At 37.4% G+C, this 15,605-nt stretch carries 17 protein-coding genes and 1 pseudogene; 7 read left to right on the top strand and 11 right to left on the bottom strand.

The genetic code is table 11. The annotated features are described in order from the left end of the window. The first annotated feature begins 337 nt into the window (after positions 1-337). The 3 genes from QNI22_RS06745 (at position 338) to QNI22_RS06735 (ending at position 4,132) form a co-directional block, all read left to right on the top strand. Positions 338-1,144, top strand: a complete 807-nt coding sequence (locus QNI22_RS06745; protein ID WP_314509876.1) for a universal stress protein — start codon at positions 338-340, stop codon at positions 1,142-1,144. A gap of 215 nt (positions 1,145-1,359) precedes the next feature. Further along, positions 1,360-2,667 (top strand): MFS transporter, encoded by a 1,308-nt coding sequence (locus QNI22_RS06740; protein WP_314509875.1) that lies wholly within the window; start codon positions 1,360-1,362, stop codon positions 2,665-2,667. A 205-nt stretch (positions 2,668-2,872) separates the two neighbouring features. Then, positions 2,873-4,132 carry an aspartyl protease family protein gene (locus tag QNI22_RS06735; protein WP_314509874.1) on the top strand — a complete coding sequence of 420 codons (1,260 nt, stop codon included), beginning with the start codon at positions 2,873-2,875 and terminating at the stop codon, positions 4,130-4,132. Positions 4,133-4,230: 98 nt separating this feature from the next. Here QNI22_RS06735 and rpmB read toward each other — a convergent pair whose 3' ends face one another. Together rpmB and QNI22_RS06725 are read right to left on the bottom strand one after the other, a co-directional pair. Then, positions 4,231-4,467 carry a 50S ribosomal protein L28 gene (gene rpmB, locus QNI22_RS06730; protein ID WP_313974622.1) on the bottom strand — a complete coding sequence of 79 codons (237 nt, stop codon included), beginning with the start codon at positions 4,465-4,467 and terminating at the stop codon, positions 4,231-4,233. A 99-nt stretch (positions 4,468-4,566) separates the two neighbouring features. Then, positions 4,567-4,740, bottom strand: a complete 174-nt coding sequence (locus QNI22_RS06725) for a C1orf53 family protein (RefSeq protein WP_314509873.1) — start codon at positions 4,738-4,740, stop codon at positions 4,567-4,569. Positions 4,741-4,867: 127 nt separating this feature from the next. Here QNI22_RS06725 and rocD point away from each other — a divergent pair, with 127 nt between their 5' ends. Next, positions 4,868-6,100: an ornithine--oxo-acid transaminase gene (rocD, locus tag QNI22_RS06720; RefSeq protein WP_314509872.1), complete on the top strand. Its 1,233-nt coding sequence runs from the start codon at positions 4,868-4,870 to the stop codon at positions 6,098-6,100. Positions 6,101-6,148: 48 nt separating this feature from the next. On the opposite strand, the gene QNI22_RS06715 is transcribed toward rocD, so the two are convergent. From QNI22_RS06715 to QNI22_RS06700, 4 genes are all read right to left on the bottom strand, one after another. Further along, positions 6,149-6,520: a nuclear transport factor 2 family protein gene (locus QNI22_RS06715; protein WP_314509871.1), complete on the bottom strand. Its 372-nt coding sequence runs from the start codon at positions 6,518-6,520 to the stop codon at positions 6,149-6,151. 101 nt (positions 6,521-6,621) lie between these two features. After that, positions 6,622-7,188, bottom strand: a complete 567-nt coding sequence (locus tag QNI22_RS06710) for a Crp/Fnr family transcriptional regulator (protein ID WP_314509870.1) — start codon at positions 7,186-7,188, stop codon at positions 6,622-6,624. Positions 7,189-7,379: 191 nt separating this feature from the next. Next, positions 7,380-8,279, bottom strand: coding sequence for a helix-turn-helix domain-containing protein (locus QNI22_RS06705; protein ID WP_314509869.1), 900 nt, complete (start codon positions 8,277-8,279; stop codon positions 7,380-7,382). A 100-nt stretch (positions 8,280-8,379) separates the two neighbouring features. Beyond that, positions 8,380-9,204: an SDR family NAD(P)-dependent oxidoreductase gene (locus QNI22_RS06700; protein ID WP_314509868.1), complete on the bottom strand. Its 825-nt coding sequence runs from the start codon at positions 9,202-9,204 to the stop codon at positions 8,380-8,382. Between the two features lie 403 nt (positions 9,205-9,607). Between QNI22_RS06700 and QNI22_RS06695 the strand changes: the two genes are divergently transcribed. Both QNI22_RS06695 and QNI22_RS06690 read left to right on the top strand, forming a co-directional pair. Further along, positions 9,608-10,177, top strand: coding sequence for a Crp/Fnr family transcriptional regulator (locus QNI22_RS06695; protein ID WP_314509867.1), 570 nt, complete (start codon positions 9,608-9,610; stop codon positions 10,175-10,177). Positions 10,178-10,255: 78 nt separating this feature from the next. Beyond that, positions 10,256-11,119 (top strand): SDR family oxidoreductase, encoded by an 864-nt coding sequence (locus tag QNI22_RS06690; RefSeq protein WP_314509866.1) that lies wholly within the window; start codon positions 10,256-10,258, stop codon positions 11,117-11,119. A 549-nt stretch (positions 11,120-11,668) separates the two neighbouring features. Here QNI22_RS06690 and QNI22_RS06685 read toward each other — a convergent pair. From QNI22_RS06685 to QNI22_RS06665, 5 genes are all read right to left on the bottom strand, one after another. Beyond that, on the bottom strand, positions 11,669-12,148 hold the full coding sequence (locus QNI22_RS06685) for a PIN domain-containing protein (RefSeq protein ID WP_314509865.1): 480 nt from the start codon (positions 12,146-12,148) through the stop codon (positions 11,669-11,671). 2 nt (positions 12,149-12,150) lie between these two features. After that, the gene (locus QNI22_RS06680) at positions 12,151-13,266 is read right to left on the bottom strand and encodes an XRE family transcriptional regulator (protein WP_314509863.1); all 1,116 of its coding nucleotides are present in this window, start codon (positions 13,264-13,266) and stop codon (positions 12,151-12,153) included. A 7-nt stretch (positions 13,267-13,273) separates the two neighbouring features. Then, positions 13,274-13,846 (bottom strand): Nmad2 family putative nucleotide modification protein, encoded by a 573-nt coding sequence (locus QNI22_RS06675; RefSeq protein WP_314509862.1) that lies wholly within the window; start codon positions 13,844-13,846, stop codon positions 13,274-13,276. Positions 13,847-13,855: 9 nt separating this feature from the next. Further along, positions 13,856-14,581, bottom strand: coding sequence for an iron-containing redox enzyme family protein (locus QNI22_RS06670; RefSeq protein WP_314509861.1), 726 nt, complete (start codon positions 14,579-14,581; stop codon positions 13,856-13,858). Between the two features lie 191 nt (positions 14,582-14,772). Continuing rightward, positions 14,773-15,141 carry a transposase gene (locus tag QNI22_RS06665; protein WP_314509860.1) on the bottom strand — a complete coding sequence of 123 codons (369 nt, stop codon included), beginning with the start codon at positions 15,139-15,141 and terminating at the stop codon, positions 14,773-14,775. A gap of 70 nt (positions 15,142-15,211) precedes the next feature. Between QNI22_RS06665 and QNI22_RS06660 the strand changes: the two are divergent. Continuing rightward, positions 15,212-15,468: pseudogene (locus tag QNI22_RS06660) on the top strand (transposase); the annotation flags it as partial. Positions 15,469-15,605 lie beyond the last annotated feature (137 nt).

The following is a 15,605-nucleotide window of genomic DNA, read 5'->3' as shown; positions in this document are numbered from 1 at the left end:
TATTTTGGGTACGGTATTTTATATTTCTTCGACTGTTTTGCAGATCGGTTGAAATAATGAACTTGAAACTGATTTTTAAAAGTAATAGAAGAGAATGTCAAAAATTATATTTTCAATTGATCTTTATCAGACCAGACCTCATAGTTACTTTCTACATTTACTTTGTTTCTGAATAGATAGCAGATCTGAATAGTAACATTTTGTTAATATCGCAGATATAAACACAGATAATGCTCTATTTTATATTGCCTTATTGAACATGAAAATATATACTTAGCCCAGGAATAGAAAAACCTGGTAGTGTGTTTCTATTATCTAACTACTTTACCTGACTCACATGCAGACCATTCTTTGTCCAATTGATTTTTCTCAAAACTCTCATTCAGAGTTAAAATATGCCTCGCAGTTTGCGAAGTTTATCGGCGCCCGGTTATTACTGGTATACATTGAACCTATTCCTTATCTGGACCCGGATACATTTATTGCCGAACCTGTTATTGCCGATCTGGAAGAGGCTCGCCAGCAGTTAGCTGCACTATGTAAAGAGTTCTCCACAGAGGTGCCCTGTGATTTTCTGGTTCAGTCAGGTGCAACTTCAGATATGATTATAACCATCACTAAAGAGAAAAATATAAATTGGATCGTAATGGGAACAAAAGGCGCCGGTAACAAGCCGGAGGCTTTAGTTGGAAGTGTTACTGCTGATGTTGCACAGGAGACATCTTGTCCTTTGATTATTGTTCCACAAAAAGTATCCTGGAAGCCTATACATACAATTGTGCTAGCAAGTGATTTTAAAGAAACGAAACACCAGTTACTTAACCCGCTGATTACTATTGCACAACAGGCAAATGCGCAGATACTTGCTTTACATATAGAATCAGAGGCAACGGAACTACCAGAAGAAAAGGCTGTAGAAGCCATTCGTTTGGAAGATTGGCTGGGAGCGGTTCCTTTTTCTATGCATACACTGGTACATGAAGATGTACAGGAAGGAATTGATGCCTTTGTTCATAAACAGAATGCAGACCTGGTCGCTGTAATTGCGCGTAAGCGTGGGTTCTTTGCTTCACTTTTTCATCGGAGTGTTACTCGTCAGCTTGCCTTATATACAGATGTGCCAACATTGGTAATTCCAGAATGAAAGTAGCCCTAAAGTGGCTATACCAAACCTCATAGGGCTACTTTTATAAATATATGATAAGTCATTATTAGAGAAGAACTGTCTGATAGGGCAGTTCTTTTTTGGTATCTGTAAAATTTGACGAATCATTGTTTTTTTATGAATAAATTGAGTTATATTTAACGTTGTAACTATAGTTTGTATCCATAGGTGGGAATTTCTACTTTACATTCTTTATGAACGTAACGCTTACAAAGCCAAGAATGAGTTTTTGGCAGATATGGAACATGACATTTGGCTTTTGTGGTATTCAGTTTGGGTGGGCACTACAGATGGCAAACATGAGTAGTATTTATGAATATCTGGGAGCAAATGCCGATGAAATACCACTTTTGTTTTTAGCCGCACCTCTTACAGGCTTAATTGTACAACCTATAGTTGGATATTTGAGTGATCGTACCTGGCATCCTGTTCTGGGGCGTCGGCGTCCTTATTTTTTGGTTGGTGCGATTCTAAGTACAATTGCTTTGGTTCTCATGCCAAATTCTTCTGCTTTATGGATGGCTGCCGGACTGTTATGGATTATGGATACTTCTATCAATATCAGTATGGAGCCATTTCGGGCGTTTGTAGTTGATAAACTCTCAGAAGAGCAGCGGACTATCGGATTTTCGATGCAGAGTTTATTCATAGGTTTAGGCTCTGTAATTGCCAGTGCGCTTCCCTGGATGATGGATCATTGGTTTCATGTACAAAACGATGTACAGGAGGCTATTCCTGCCACTGTTCGTTTGTCTTTTTATATAGGGGGTGCTGCTTTTCTTGGCTCTGTATTGTATACTATACTTACTACAAAAGAATATCCTCCGGTAGACATTGATATTGTTTTGAAGAAACAGGAAAGTAATAAAGGTTTTGGCGCAGGGGCTGTTGAGATTTTTCACGCTATTCGTCATATGCCACAGCGCATGAGACAGATTGCATTAGTGCAGTTTTTTACATGGCCGGGGTTGTTTCTTATGTGGTTCTATTATTCGCCGGCAGTGGCCCGTAATGTGTTTCAGGCGCCAGATGAAAAGTCTTCCTTATATACAGAGGGTATTCAATTTGCAGGCTTAACACTGTCGTTTTACAATCTGGTTACGTTTTTGTTTGCTTTGATACTTCCCGCTATTGCTATGCGTTTGGGTAAACGGATAACTCATATGGTTTGCCTGATTATAGGTGCATTGGGTTTACTCTCTGTAGGGTTTATCCGGGAGCCTAACCTGTTGTTTGTGTCTATGTCATGTATTGGTATTGCCTGGGCGAGTATTCTATCTATGCCTTACGCAATTCTGGCGGGCTGTCTGCCTGATGATAAAATAGGTATTTATATGGGAATCTTTAATTTCTTTATCGTTCTGCCTGAGATCATTGCTTCGTTATTCTTTGGATGGCTTATGGCAAATGTATTAGGAAATGATCGGCTACTGGCTGTGCAGATAGGAGGAGGGTTGATGGTATTGGCTGCACTGTTGTGCTTTCGTATAAAAGAAGATTAGAAGCTACCATTCATCAGGCATTTAGAGCAGTTGGCGCAGAAAGTCTGTTTTCAGATAGAAAAAAAAGGTATCTTTTGTCTATAAATGTGAGGCATACAAATTAGCAGGTCAGCAATCAACCTTTTCGTTGAAAGGATTGTTATTGTGTTGAAAATCAGTGTGAAATTTAATTCTTATTATATGTAAATTTTTAACTATAACCGCTATGAGCGCTCTGCGGGCATCTCTTATGTGGAGAAGCTTCTGTATATTTTCTTTTGTTATAACTGTAGCTGTCGAATGTGTTCAGGCACAGGATGTCGGCTTCTTTTTCGCTGAGAAACGTAAATGCATTGTTATACCATTTAAATGGCATAGCAATCTCATTGTTATCCCGGTACGTATCAACACCTCCGATACGTTAAACTTTATATTAGATACAGGTATCAGTATGAATCTGTTGACAGATCCGGAAGTAGCCAAAAAGCTGAATCTGCGATTTGTTCGCAAAGTGAATGTAACAGGTGCCGGACAGGGGTCGTCTCTGGAGGCATATGTTGCTATAAATAATCAGATTTATTTGCCTGGCATCAAGGCTATTGGACAGAATGTAGTCGCACTTTCCGATGATCTCCTTCAACTTTCAAGCTATGTAGGCATCCCTATTCATGGTATTTTTGGATTTGAACTTTTCCGACACTTTGTAGTCAAGATTGATTTTCGGTCACGTACATTACGTTTGTATCAGCCAGAAAAATATAAATACAGAGGTAAGGGTGAGAGGATTCCTATTGTGATAGAGGATACCAAACCGTATGTGTATGCAAGTGCTATTTACGCAGATAACCGAGAGATCCCCATTAAGGTTATCCTGGATACAGGAGCAGGTCATGCATTGTCTCTTGATCTGGGAACTAGTGAACACATTCAATTGCCTGATAAGATTATACGTGCCCAGTTAGGCCGGGGATTGAATGGGATCATTAATGGAAGTCTGGGACGGCTGGAGAAAGTGAAAATTGGCAATTATGAACTGGAACAGGTTATTACTTCCTTTCCGGACACAAACTCTCTTGCTATGGAAATGGCACGCCACCTGAATCGCCAGGGAAATATTGGCTGCGAATTTCTTAAACGATTTGATGTTGTATTTAATTACCCTCAGAATTATATCATTCTGAAACCCAATAAAAAATCATTCAAAGAGCGGTTTGAACGTGATATGAGTGGATTAGATGTACGGGCTACCGGATCAACTTTTCAGAAGTTTGTGTTGGAATATATACATCCGGATTCACCTGCCGATAAAGCGGGTCTTAAAAAAGGGGACGAAATAATTTCACTTAATAGCCATATGGCTTCTGATCTGCATCTGAGCGATGTCCTAAAGATTCTCCAACGGGGAGAGGGAAAATGGGTAAAGTTATTTGTAAGAAGAGAGAATAACTTTATTTATGCAGAGTTCAGGCTCAAACGAATGATCTGAGAAATTCATATACTAAAAAACTCCATCTTGTTTAACAGGATGGAGTTTTTTAGTGGGTGTCTTTGAATATATGCTGTTACAGAAAAACAGTATCAAAATTATAATACTTGTCCAGCCAAACGTGCTTCTTTCAACACTGCTTCGATACCTTTCTTAGAGATAGTACGTAAAGCTCTTGTAGAAACTTTAAGAGTAATCCACTTATCTTCAGAAGGTACATAAAAACGTTTTACTTGCAAATTAGGATAAAACTTGCGTTTTGTTTTATTGTTAGCGTGTGAAACGTTGTTACCTACTTGGGTCTTTTTTCCAGTTATCTGACAAACTCTTGCCATTTTCTTAAGTCTTTAAATATAGTAAATAGGATAAATTCAGTCCGATACAAAACAGGGCTGCAAATATCAGCATTGTTAAATAAAAAAACAAAACAATTGTTAAGATTTTGTATTTTTATAGTCATAAGGGCAATGCTTGCAGCGATTGCCGCAGCAATAGCCCCGTTTGAGATGATAATGTGCCGTAAAAACTAGTAGACCTTGTTCGTTGATATAGTAATCTTCGGGAGTAAGTCCGCGGTTGTTTAATAAATTATCTTTCTTTTTGGACATAGAAGCAAAAATGGGTAATACATCTGGCTTTTAAACAGTTTGACAGATAAAAATGTTTTGAGTATATTTCGTAATAAGCCTTTAAACTAAAGAAGCACATTAGTTTAATCTATATTATTTTACCATTATGATAACCACCCTTGACCAATCACAGACCTTTATTGAACTTGAACACCTGTATTCAGCCCACAATTATCATCCCTTGCCAGTTGTATTGGCGAGAGGAGAGGGTGTTTTTCTATGGGATGTGAACGGCAAGCGGTATTATGATTTTTTGTCTGCATATAGTGCAGTCAATCAGGGGCATTGTCATCCTAAGATTGTAAAAGCCCTGATAGATCAGGCACAAATACTGACACTGACTTCACGTGCTTTTCATAGTGATAAGCTGGGAGAATTTTCCCGATACATTACTCAATACTTTGGTTATGATAAGGTGCTGATGATGAATTCAGGAGCAGAAGCCAATGAGTCTACGATTAAGCTTGCCCGTAAATGGGGATATGAAGTAAAAGGTATTCCAGATAATCAGGCGGTGATTGTGGCTGTTCAGAACAACTTTCATGGGCGGACTACTGGTATCATTTCCGCTTCTACAGATCCGATAGCAACCAAGCATTTTGGCCCATTTTTGCCAGGATATCAGATTATTTCCTACAACGATCTGAATGCTGTTGAAGTAGCCCTGCAAAATCCCAATGTATGTGGATTCTGGGTTGAGCCTATTCAGGGTGAAGCAGGTGTATTTGTTCCTGATGCTGGTTATCTGAAGGGGGTGGAGGCACTTTGTGAAAAATACAATGTTCTTTTTATAGCGGATGAAGTACAAACCGGTATTGCCCGAACAGGTAAAATGCTTTGTTGTGACCACGAAGGAGTGCGGCCAGATATTGTAGTTCTCGGTAAAGCTTTGTCAGGAGGTATATATCCTGTATCGGCAGTGCTGGCTGATAATGAGGTTATGCTGACACTGAAACCTGGTGAACACGGTAGCACTTTTGGTGGAAATCCTCTGGCATGCGCAGTGGCCATGGCCGCCCTGGAAGTGGTAAGAGAAGAAAAACTTATAGAGAATGCACACAAGATGGGTGAGTTGTTTCGTCATCGTATGGAAATCCTGCAAACTAAAACAGACCGTGTAAAGGCTGTTCGTGGAAAGGGCTTACTGAATGCTATTGATATCAAAGAAACTACAGATGGCCGAACTGCCTGGGATGTATGTCTGGCTCTGCGTGACAATAGCTTACTGGCAAAACCTACTCATGGAGATAAAATTCGCTTTGCTCCTCCCTTAACTATTACTGAAGAACAATTACATGAATGCTGTGATATTATTGAAAAGACGATTCTGACTTTTTGATAAACTAACTATTACAATTAGTAAAAAATGATACAGGACAATCCTGTATCATTTTTTATTGGCTCCTTCCAGTAAAGGGCGTGGGTCAAAAATTACTTTAAAAGAACGTATTCTGTTGTCGATAAGCTGATACCATCCGCAGCCAAATATGGTGATACCGTCAATTGTAAAATCATACAAAAGACAAACATCATTTCCTTCCACAAAAGCTCTTTGAATCACATATTTCATTTTCATGCGCTCCATATCTGCAAAATAAGCGTCTGCTCCGTTACGTGTACCCAATGCTCCTATAAAAGTAAGATCGTCATGTACCAGTCGTCTGGCCTGGGCAAAGTCTTCTTTATTTAAGGCTTCTATAAAAGACAGCACTGTCTCTTTTGTACTGGTTTCTGGAAGTTGTGACTCATATTGTGCCATAATCTTATTGTTTATCAGTTGAATATAGATTTTTGATATATAACACAAAGATCATACTGGCTGAGAAACATATCATGTGACGATCGTCACAAAATGATAGGCTACATACGTCTGCTACGAATTCGGCTTAATGTTTCCCTGGCTATTCCCAAATAGGAAGAAAGGTGAGTAAGAGATACACGTTGTATAATATGTGGGTAGAGATCTTCTATGTATTCATACCGTTCCTGTGCAGTCATTAGTTTATAGATTGCTGCATGTTTTTCTTCTTTAGCTGCAATGTATTGCAGGCATTTTCTTCCCAATAAAGCGATCTGAGGGTCTTGCTCACAAACTTTCAGCAATTTTTTCTTGTCAAATTGTATGGTTGTTACATCTTCGCAGGCTTGAATTGTATATGCAGAGGGTTGGTCGGTAGCATAACTGTTAAGGTTGGTAGCAATATCCTTTTCAAAGAAGAATGATGTGTTAACTTCCTGACCATCTTTATCATAAAAGGCTCTGCAATATCCTTTGCTGATAAAAAAGAGTGAGTTACAAACCTGACCAGATTTGAGCAAACAGGTGGTTCTGGCAAAGGTCACCATGTGGAGTGTTGTAGATAGAATTTCCCAGCTTGTATCAGAAATTTCTGAAAGAGAACGTAAATATAAACGTAATGACTCCATTTGATAGACATGATTGATCAATAAAGTTATAAAATAATGCCAGTTAGTGATTCAAACTACAATAGTTATTGATTTGACTATATACTCGTATAAAAATGATGTGATTATAAACCACTTTCCATATAGACTTATATAGAATAGAAAAGCCAGAATGAGTTGAGTCATTCTGGCTACAGATGCAAAATTATTCTTTAGTTTAGAGATTGTTTTTTGAACTCAAGTGGTTTGATTCCTACCTGTTTCTTAAACAATCGTGTGAAGTAAGACGTGTTTTCAAAACCCAGTCCATATGCGATTTCTGCTACACTCTGATCAGACGCTCTCAGTTGATTCTTTGCCTCGGATATTAAGGAAATATGGATAAGATCCATGGCTGTCTTGCCTGTTTCCTGCTTTAATAGATCACTGAGATAGCGGGGAGATACATAAAGCTGCTCTGCCAGACTTTGTACAGACGGAAGACCTTTGGTTTGTAGATAACCCGCTTCATAATACAGTCGTAGTGCTTCATTGAATTTAGTCACCGTTTTGCCCGACATATCCGTACGATTGATAAATTGTCTTTTGTAAAAGCGCTGTGAGTACATAAGTATGGAAGAAATATGACCAATCATGATCTCACGGCTGTATTCATCCTGATTCGTACTATATTCGCCTGCTATCTTGTTAAATAAGTCCCAGATAATTGCTTCCTCTTTCGGAGACAGATGCAGCGCTTCATTGGTTTCATAGTCAAAGAAGTTGTATTTCTGTATGGCATGATGCAGTTCATGTCCTGCAAGATAATCCTCATGGATTAGTATCATAAAGCCATCCTCCTCAAACTCCATATATTTCATTTCTATGATCTGTCGTGGCTTTACAAATAACATAGAACCATTGGTATGATCATAGTGAGTACGTCCATACAGAATAACACCTGCTTTCAGCTTTTTGAACCCGATCAGATAACAATTGCTGGTAAACTCTCTATCTCCCATTGAGCAATCTTTCTTACAACTGACAACACTTAGCAACGGATGTTCGGGTGGAGGCCAGCCATTGCCTTTGTGCAGATCAGCCAGCATTTTGTAATGGACTGTCTTATTCATATCATTTCCTGTATGGAGTTGATAAATGCTTTTTCAGTTTGAAGGTAAACAAAATTATACTGGAGAACATTCCCAAAACTCAATGGGAAGATAATTATTGTTAATGCCCATGAGCAGCAATACTTACTTCTTTCCAGGTTTCTACCTCCTCCAGTTGTTTGGTATAGGCTTGGACTACACCATGATATGCTACTTTACCAAGTAATAATCGTAAAGGAGGATTAGGACTATCAGCTATTTGCAGAATAGGGGCTACTGTCGCTTCAGGTTTACCCCAGATGCTAGGGTCACTACCAGACTCTCCAAAAGCTTCACGTACAGGTGTATAGTCCTGAATTGTATTGTCTGTTTGTATAGCAGAAGCTCCAGCCCATTCAGTAGCGAATCCATTTGGCTCAATCAGTGTCACTTTAATACCCAGATGGGCTACCTCACTTGCCAGCGTTTCGCTTAGCCCTTCTACTGCAAATTTAGATGCATTGTATACACCCAGCATTGGAATAGTAGTTAGTCCCAGGAAGCTGGAAACCTGAATGATATGACCACTTTTCTGTGCCCGCATAACAGGCAATACTGCTTGTGTCACCCATAACAAACCAAAGAAGTTGGTTTCCATTTGAGCACGAGCTTGCTGTTCAGTGGACTCTTCCACAGTACCAAATAGACCGTAACCTGCGTTATTAATCAGAATATCTATTCGGCCAAATTTTTCAACCACTTTGTTGACAGCTTCAAAGTTGTCTGGTCTGTTGGTTACGTCTAATTGTACAGGTAATATGTTATCTCCGTATGTGCTAACCAGATCATCCAAAGCTGAGATATTTCTGGCTGTTGCTGCTACTTTATCACCACGTTTCAAAAAGGCTTCTGCCCATAATTTACCGAATCCTCTGGATGCACCGGTAATAAAAACTACTTTTGACATATTTGTGTTTGTTTTGTTTATTTTGATATGACAAAACTACTGGCATTTGCACCAGATAAATAGTCCATTTGTAGGGAAGAATAGCACAGATTTACGGGAGATATCTTACCGATTCCAAACCTGTCTGAAATAGCATTTATAGCCAAATAGATAACGCCATTCGAGGAATACTTAACTGTTTGAGCTAAGTTGGGAGAAAGAAACTTGAACAGCTTTTGTTATTGAATTAAGTGAGTCTGAAAATCTTTACATTGGAACATAGCCTGTAATGTCCCGCATCATTGATATCTACTTTCTGAGTAAGTCCTTGGTTCTGTTGATTGGTGTAGGAGTGCAGCATTAGCAAGTTTAATTTTTACCATATGGTAAATAAACTGCGCACAATAAATGCGAAATTTACCTTATGAAAGCATTCCTCGATTATATATTGCAGTTTGGGAATCTGAACAAGCACCAGACAGACTTCATTATGAGTAAGGCAAAAGAGCTGGAACTTCGTAAAGAAGAGTACTTTTCAGAAGCCGGGAAGATCCCACGATATGTTGGATTCGTTCTGGAAGGTGTCGTTCGTTTTTGCTATTATAACAACAAAGGCGAAGAAATCACCAATTACTTCGTTGATGAGAATAATTTTATTTCAGACCAGCAAAAGTTTGAGACACAAGTAGCTGCTTCGGACTATATACAAGCTGTCACTGATTGTAAACTTCTTGTCTTTTCAAAAAAAGACTGGGACGAGATCGGCAATACAATTGTTGGCTGGGATAATATAACAGGATTGATTTTAAAGAATTGTTTGTTAAAAACGATTGAGAGGAGGAGCCCCTTGGTTTCAGAAGATGCGACCACCCGTTATTTATCGTTCATTGAACAATTTCCGACAATTATCAATCGTGTTCCGCTTTCTTATGTTGCATCTTACCTCGGGATTACACAACAATCATTAAGCAGGATAAGAAAAAACATCCGTTAAAATCACTTTTTACCAAATGGTAAATGCTTTCGTTTTGCAGATGGCGATCTTTGTATCAGTATTTTAACTAATAAGAAAATGAGCAAGAAAGTTGTATTGATCACAGGAACAAATAGCGGGTTTGGATGGCTTACTGCCAAATCCGTCGCAGCTTTGGGGCATAAAGTTTATGCAACAATGAGAGACATCAATGGAAAGAATGCCGACAAAGCGAAAGCACTGGCACAGGTAGAAAATGTAACGGTTTTGGATGTATCGCTGACAGATGATGCGAGTTTAAAAAATGCCATTAACACGATCATTGCTGCTGAAGGCACAATTGATGTATTGGTAAATAATGCAGGAGTTACAATGTTCGGGATAGCTGAAAGCGCAACTGCCGAAGATGTTCAGCGAATATTTGATGTGAATGTGTTTGCCCCCTGGAAGTTGATGAAACTGGTTTTACCATTCATGCGTAAACAATCAGATGGCCTGATCATCAATGTTTCGAGTGGATTCGGAACATTCTCCTTTCCTTTTTCTGTAGTCTATAGTGCTTCAAAGTTTGGTTTGGAAGGACTAAGTGAAGGTTTGCATTATGAGTTACGATCTTTGGGAGTGGATATAGCCATTGTTCAACCTGGAACCTTCCCTACCGAAATGTCCCAGAAGGTACAATTTGGCTCTGATACATCGATTGTTGGCGATTATAGTGCTATCGCGGAATTTCCAGATAAAATGTTTGCTGCTATTGGGCAAATTATCGAGTCTGTAAAGCCTGATCCCCAAGATGTTGCAGATGCAGTAGTGAACCTGATTAATTTGCCGAAAGGACAAAGGCCATTACGAACCGTTGTAGACCCTTCGACAGGAGAAATTGTTCAAAGGGCCAACGACGCTGTAAATGTGGAATATCCAAAAGTATTGGCTGCGTTTGGCTTGGAAGAACTTTCAAAATAACCTTTCTTTTTGAGCAGTTTATAGTGTAGAAAGTTATTAAAAGGAGAAGTTTAGACAGTAAGACTGAGTAACAACTCCCTAAAAACAAAAAGACTGTTTAAAACCTAGATTTTAAACAGTCTTCTTCGTATTTCAGTCGGGATGACTGGATTCGAACCAGCGACCCCTTGCACCCCATGCAAGTTTTAAGTGTTGATTATCAGTGTTTTATATAATATGAGTAACAAATAGGTAACATAATAAATATATTTCCGTTTAGTTACTCTACCAGAAATTAAATTTAAAATTTATAAAAGATAGCAAATAAATTCTGCTAATGTTGCTTCTAAAATATAAAAGGTTCAAGTTACATTATCATGGGAAACATCATATTCAGACATAAGTACTTCAAGATTACAAATATCTAAGTTCATAATGAGATCTATCAACTGACTACGGATCAGAAGGTTTGGGGTTCGACACCCGGCGAGACCACTCTTAAGAGATTTACTACACTACTAATCAGCAAGTTACACCTGTTATTTTTTATATATAGAGTAATAGGTAAAGCTACTTACAAAAATAAGCTTTTCCCTTATTTGGTAAGAAACCACCTTTAGACTTCATTAATTGGAGCCTATCAATCGTACCATCACAATCGAGTAAATTCTGTATTCTCATTTCCCTCAATAAAAATAAAGTTCCTTTTACCCTTTCTTCACTCACTTCTTTGGCAGCATCTCTTCTTGCTTTAGAATCATCACATGACAAATAAAAACTAAAATTATTCATACAGTTAATAATACATTCAGTTTCACCATCACCAAGGTTATATTTACCTTTTAATAGTTTAAATTGTTGTAATGAAACATCTGGTAATAACTCAAGAAGCTCTTTAGCAATTGCATCGTCTAATTCATTATGCTTCTCACATTCTTCTTTAACAAGCGGTCCTATTTTAAAATAAAAGTTTTTCAGTGAAAAGATACTATAAAACACCTCACCATTTATTAGATTGATAATTGAGCTTGAGTCTAAAACAATGTCCATAGCTAATTGTTTGAAGCATTTAAATTGACAATTTTTGTGATAGGCATTCGTAATATCTCAGATGCTTTTCCCAAAGAAAGTTCCCCTTGATTTATTTTATCTAGTGCTGCATGAACTATGTATGCTGGTATATTGGGAAAGTCAATTTTAGCTCGTTCAGGTAGAGAGAGCTGTTTAGCTCTTTGCTCTGGACCACCATGTACTTTCTTTAAATATTCATATAAAGAAATTGCGCCTCCTTCTGGTAATAATTCTAATTCCTCACAACGTTTCGCGGCAACTTCAAAACTAACTCCATACACTCTACTTAAATATATTATTTCAATGTCGCCTATTGGCCCTTGACTTCTATTCTGAGCACGAATATATTTTAATGTCTCTCCAACACCTCGCTGAGGTAATAAAAGAGATCCTGCAAAAATATTTGCGAATGATTCTTCATGAACTCTATTATTCTTTAAATAAGTTATTTCTTTATCTATAGCACCAAAATTTTGATTCTCACTTAGATGTGCTAGAATATGACCTAATTCGTGAGCTATTGTGTACAACATCCTTCCTTCAAATCTTGGAGAGACAAAAATGAAAGGTATTGAATCTATAACAGCAGACGCTCCATCAGTGTCCTTTCCCAAATCACTGACACTTAGTACGCATTGTAATTCTTCGACAAGTATTCTTGGTAAACTTATTAAAGGAGATATTACATCATTTTTAAAGAACAACTCTCTAAACTTATAAGCTAATGCTACAGCGTTTATAGCTTTATTTGAATCAAAACTTGAAATGCTTGTGAAAAGAGGAGAAATAGATTTATTATTACCAATTAGTGCAACGATGTTACCAATAATATGTGATATCCTATCTATCTTGAATGTATCTTCTTTTGGAGTTGAACTGCGAAATAATACTTTGATCTCACTAAACTCTTCATTCTCTCCAAGTAGAAAATCAATTGAAAGCTTTAATACCTTTGATAATGCTCTTACTTCTGTCATTGAAGGTTCTGCTTGACCCTCAGTGATTGAGTTAAGTCTTTCTCTAGATATTCCAGTCTTTTTCTCTAATAGCTCCAAATTATTCTCTAAGCTTCTGAGTTGTTGAATCAAATTAAGCATCACTTATTTACAGATTAGATCTATTTCTAACTTCTTTAAACCAACTTATTAAATCATTAATTTGCGATGTATCTATCTTTCTCCATCGCCCTATTATCTTATGTACGCTATCTTCTTTTTTATTAAATAAATAGTTAAGTATATCTATCGTTTCCTCTCTTGCTTTGTCGATTGATTTCTTATCATCTAAAAAAATAGGATTCTTACCTACTACGTAATTATTAATTCTAGTTTCAAAATTAGTATGATAATCAAAATCAAGATGATTGCCATTCTGATCAATAATAATATTTCCTTTTAATGAGCCATGTTCATCTTTTTCCATTCTATACTCAGGAAACTTATCATATGCCGTTAATGCATCTAGTTTCTCATCTACTTCAAATCCGCCTACAATATATTGCTTAACATTTAGAACCCTTCCACTAATTGAGAAAATATAATCTCCTGTAGTTACAGATCTTCTTATATTTGGCATACATGCACCTAATGTTGGTATCTTTCCAAATATTGGATCTGTTAGATTCCATCCCATTCCAGGGTCAGCCCCTGCATACATTGTATAGATATAACCTTTCATACTTACAGTTTATTTACCATTCCAATAATTATTTTCACCTAATGCTGCCTGTAACATACCGTCATAGTGAAGACTAGTTGCAACGAATGCATCTCTAACACTGTCCTCTACTTCCTCCCAACCATGTAAATTTACTGCCTCATCAATCGCTGTTAAAGCCCTTTCTGCATGTGTTTGATCCATTACTCCATGTATTTCATAAGTTTCTACTGCATATGGAGTAAAACCGTAATTGTCAACATATGAGCGGAATATGTGAGGAGATAGCTGAGCATAGAAATATTCAACCATTCCTGCACCAACAACATGACAACCTGGTCCTCGCTCTCCAATAATCTTATATAAAGCTATTGCAGCAATATTGCCTGGAGTATTTCTTAGATTCTCAATCTCTCTCTCACTCATTCCTCCTTCAATAATTAATCTCTTAATATACTCTAAATGATTAGGTGTACCATCATTATCTGTACATTCTTCAAAATATGTTTCGATTATAGCTTTCCAAATCACTTCACTTACAGATGCGCTCTGAACCATTGCGTCATGTCGTAAAACTTGTCCAGCCTTAGTACGCAAATAATGTTGAGCTTCAGCTTTAACTACCTGCTCTTTAGTTAGTTGTTTATTTATGATGGCACTCCAAAGAGGATGCTTATGAAATGGAAACAAATCATATAAATCAAGCAGTTTAACTACATGTTTCTCAAACTTTGTTCTATATGAGTAATCAATCATATGAAAATCAGTTATAAGTTAAGTAACATAGCTACAAAATATTATACAAATTATAACAATATGTAACAAAAACAAAATAAATTGTTTTTCAATAATTAGATTATAAGCTTAAATTGGAATATTTGATTAACCAATCTCGTGATATTTCATTTTTAAGTATTAATTAAATGAAAATAAGTAGTTGCACACAATTAGTTTATATTAAAAGGAGAAAACTGTATTGTAAGCTCCTTACCAATTTTGGTCATAGATCGATTCACTGCATAAAAAAGTGAGTCTTTCTGTCGATAATCATCTGGCCTTATCCAGTGGGTTTTCAGTTTTCTCCACACGGTTTCCGCCAGATTTAACTGAGGGCAATACGGAGGTAAAAAGAAAATAAATAAACCTCTGCTTTGCCACACCTTCATTTGTTGTTTGACTAACCGACAACTATGAATACGGGCATTATCTAAAACCAGAAAGGTCTCTTTGGCTAATGTGAATGAAAATTGATCGAGTTGCTCAATAATAAAGTGGCTATCTATGTTTTTTTCACTACTAGCCTGACCTCCTCCCATAAAAATGGACCGAAGGGAAGTAGAAAAAATCGGTGATTTTTGTTAGTTTCAATTAACCAAAAAAGTCACCATGAAAAAAAGTAAATTTACAGAGGCACAGATTGCCTTTGCCTTAAAGCAAGCCGAGAGTGGGGTCTCGGTTGACGAAGTCTGTCGAAAGATGGGAATCACCGATCGTAGCTGATTCCTATGCGACTTTTTATAATTGGAAGAAGAAGTTTGGTGGTTTAGGTGTATCAATCTGATACCTTCGGACATGGGCTTTAACTGCGCCGCCTGCGTCAATTGGAGGAAGAAAACGCCAAACTCAAGCAACTGGTAGCTGATGGATCAGCTCTGACATAGCCGTCAGGCTAAGAAGTAAAAAGGATCTCGAAAGGGAGTCGGGAGTCAAATCGCTTTTCATTCTTCCTTTTCTCTTTTAAGCCATCTTTTACTATTTGTTTATAAACTTTTCGAGCAAA

The sequence above is a fragment of the Xanthocytophaga agilis genome, from assembly GCF_030068605.1.
GTDB classification, from domain to species: Bacteria; Bacteroidota; Bacteroidia; order Cytophagales; family 172606-1; genus Xanthocytophaga; species Xanthocytophaga agilis.
The sequence above is the reverse complement of the archived record's forward strand: the minus strand, read 5'-3'. Positions and strand labels throughout refer to the sequence as shown.

Excerpts from the sequence above, each read along its gene's own strand:
- QNI22_RS06740 (WP_314509875.1), top strand. The coding sequence starts at position 1,360 with ATGAACGTAACGCTTACAAAGCCAAGAATGAGTTTTTGGCAGATATGG.
- QNI22_RS06725 (WP_314509873.1), bottom strand. The coding sequence starts at position 4,740 with ATGTCCAAAAAGAAAGATAATTTATTAAACAACCGCGGACTTACTCCC.
- QNI22_RS06670 (WP_314509861.1), bottom strand. The coding sequence starts at position 14,581 with ATGATTGATTACTCATATAGAACAAAGTTTGAGAAACATGTAGTTAAA.
- QNI22_RS06715 (WP_314509871.1), bottom strand. The coding sequence starts at position 6,520 with ATGGCACAATATGAGTCACAACTTCCAGAAACCAGTACAAAAGAGACA.
- QNI22_RS06735 (WP_314509874.1), top strand. The coding sequence starts at position 2,873 with ATGAGCGCTCTGCGGGCATCTCTTATGTGGAGAAGCTTCTGTATATTT.
- QNI22_RS06705 (WP_314509869.1), bottom strand. The coding sequence starts at position 8,279 with ATGAATAAGACAGTCCATTACAAAATGCTGGCTGATCTGCACAAAGGC.
- rpmB (WP_313974622.1), bottom strand. The coding sequence starts at position 4,467 with ATGGCAAGAGTTTGTCAGATAACTGGAAAAAAGACCCAAGTAGGTAAC.
- QNI22_RS06685 (WP_314509865.1), bottom strand. The coding sequence starts at position 12,148 with ATGGACATTGTTTTAGACTCAAGCTCAATTATCAATCTAATAAATGGT.
- QNI22_RS06665 (WP_314509860.1), bottom strand. The coding sequence starts at position 15,141 with ATGGGAGGAGGTCAGGCTAGTAGTGAAAAAAACATAGATAGCCACTTT.
- QNI22_RS06745 (WP_314509876.1), top strand. The coding sequence starts at position 338 with ATGCAGACCATTCTTTGTCCAATTGATTTTTCTCAAAACTCTCATTCA.
- QNI22_RS06695 (WP_314509867.1), top strand. The coding sequence starts at position 9,608 with ATGAAAGCATTCCTCGATTATATATTGCAGTTTGGGAATCTGAACAAG.
- QNI22_RS06675 (WP_314509862.1), bottom strand. The coding sequence starts at position 13,846 with ATGAAAGGTTATATCTATACAATGTATGCAGGGGCTGACCCTGGAATG.
- QNI22_RS06700 (WP_314509868.1), bottom strand. The coding sequence starts at position 9,204 with ATGTCAAAAGTAGTTTTTATTACCGGTGCATCCAGAGGATTCGGTAAA.
- QNI22_RS06710 (WP_314509870.1), bottom strand. The coding sequence starts at position 7,188 with ATGGAGTCATTACGTTTATATTTACGTTCTCTTTCAGAAATTTCTGAT.
- QNI22_RS06690 (WP_314509866.1), top strand. The coding sequence starts at position 10,256 with ATGAGCAAGAAAGTTGTATTGATCACAGGAACAAATAGCGGGTTTGGA.
- QNI22_RS06680 (WP_314509863.1), bottom strand. The coding sequence starts at position 13,266 with ATGCTTAATTTGATTCAACAACTCAGAAGCTTAGAGAATAATTTGGAG.
- rocD (WP_314509872.1), top strand. The coding sequence starts at position 4,868 with ATGATAACCACCCTTGACCAATCACAGACCTTTATTGAACTTGAACAC.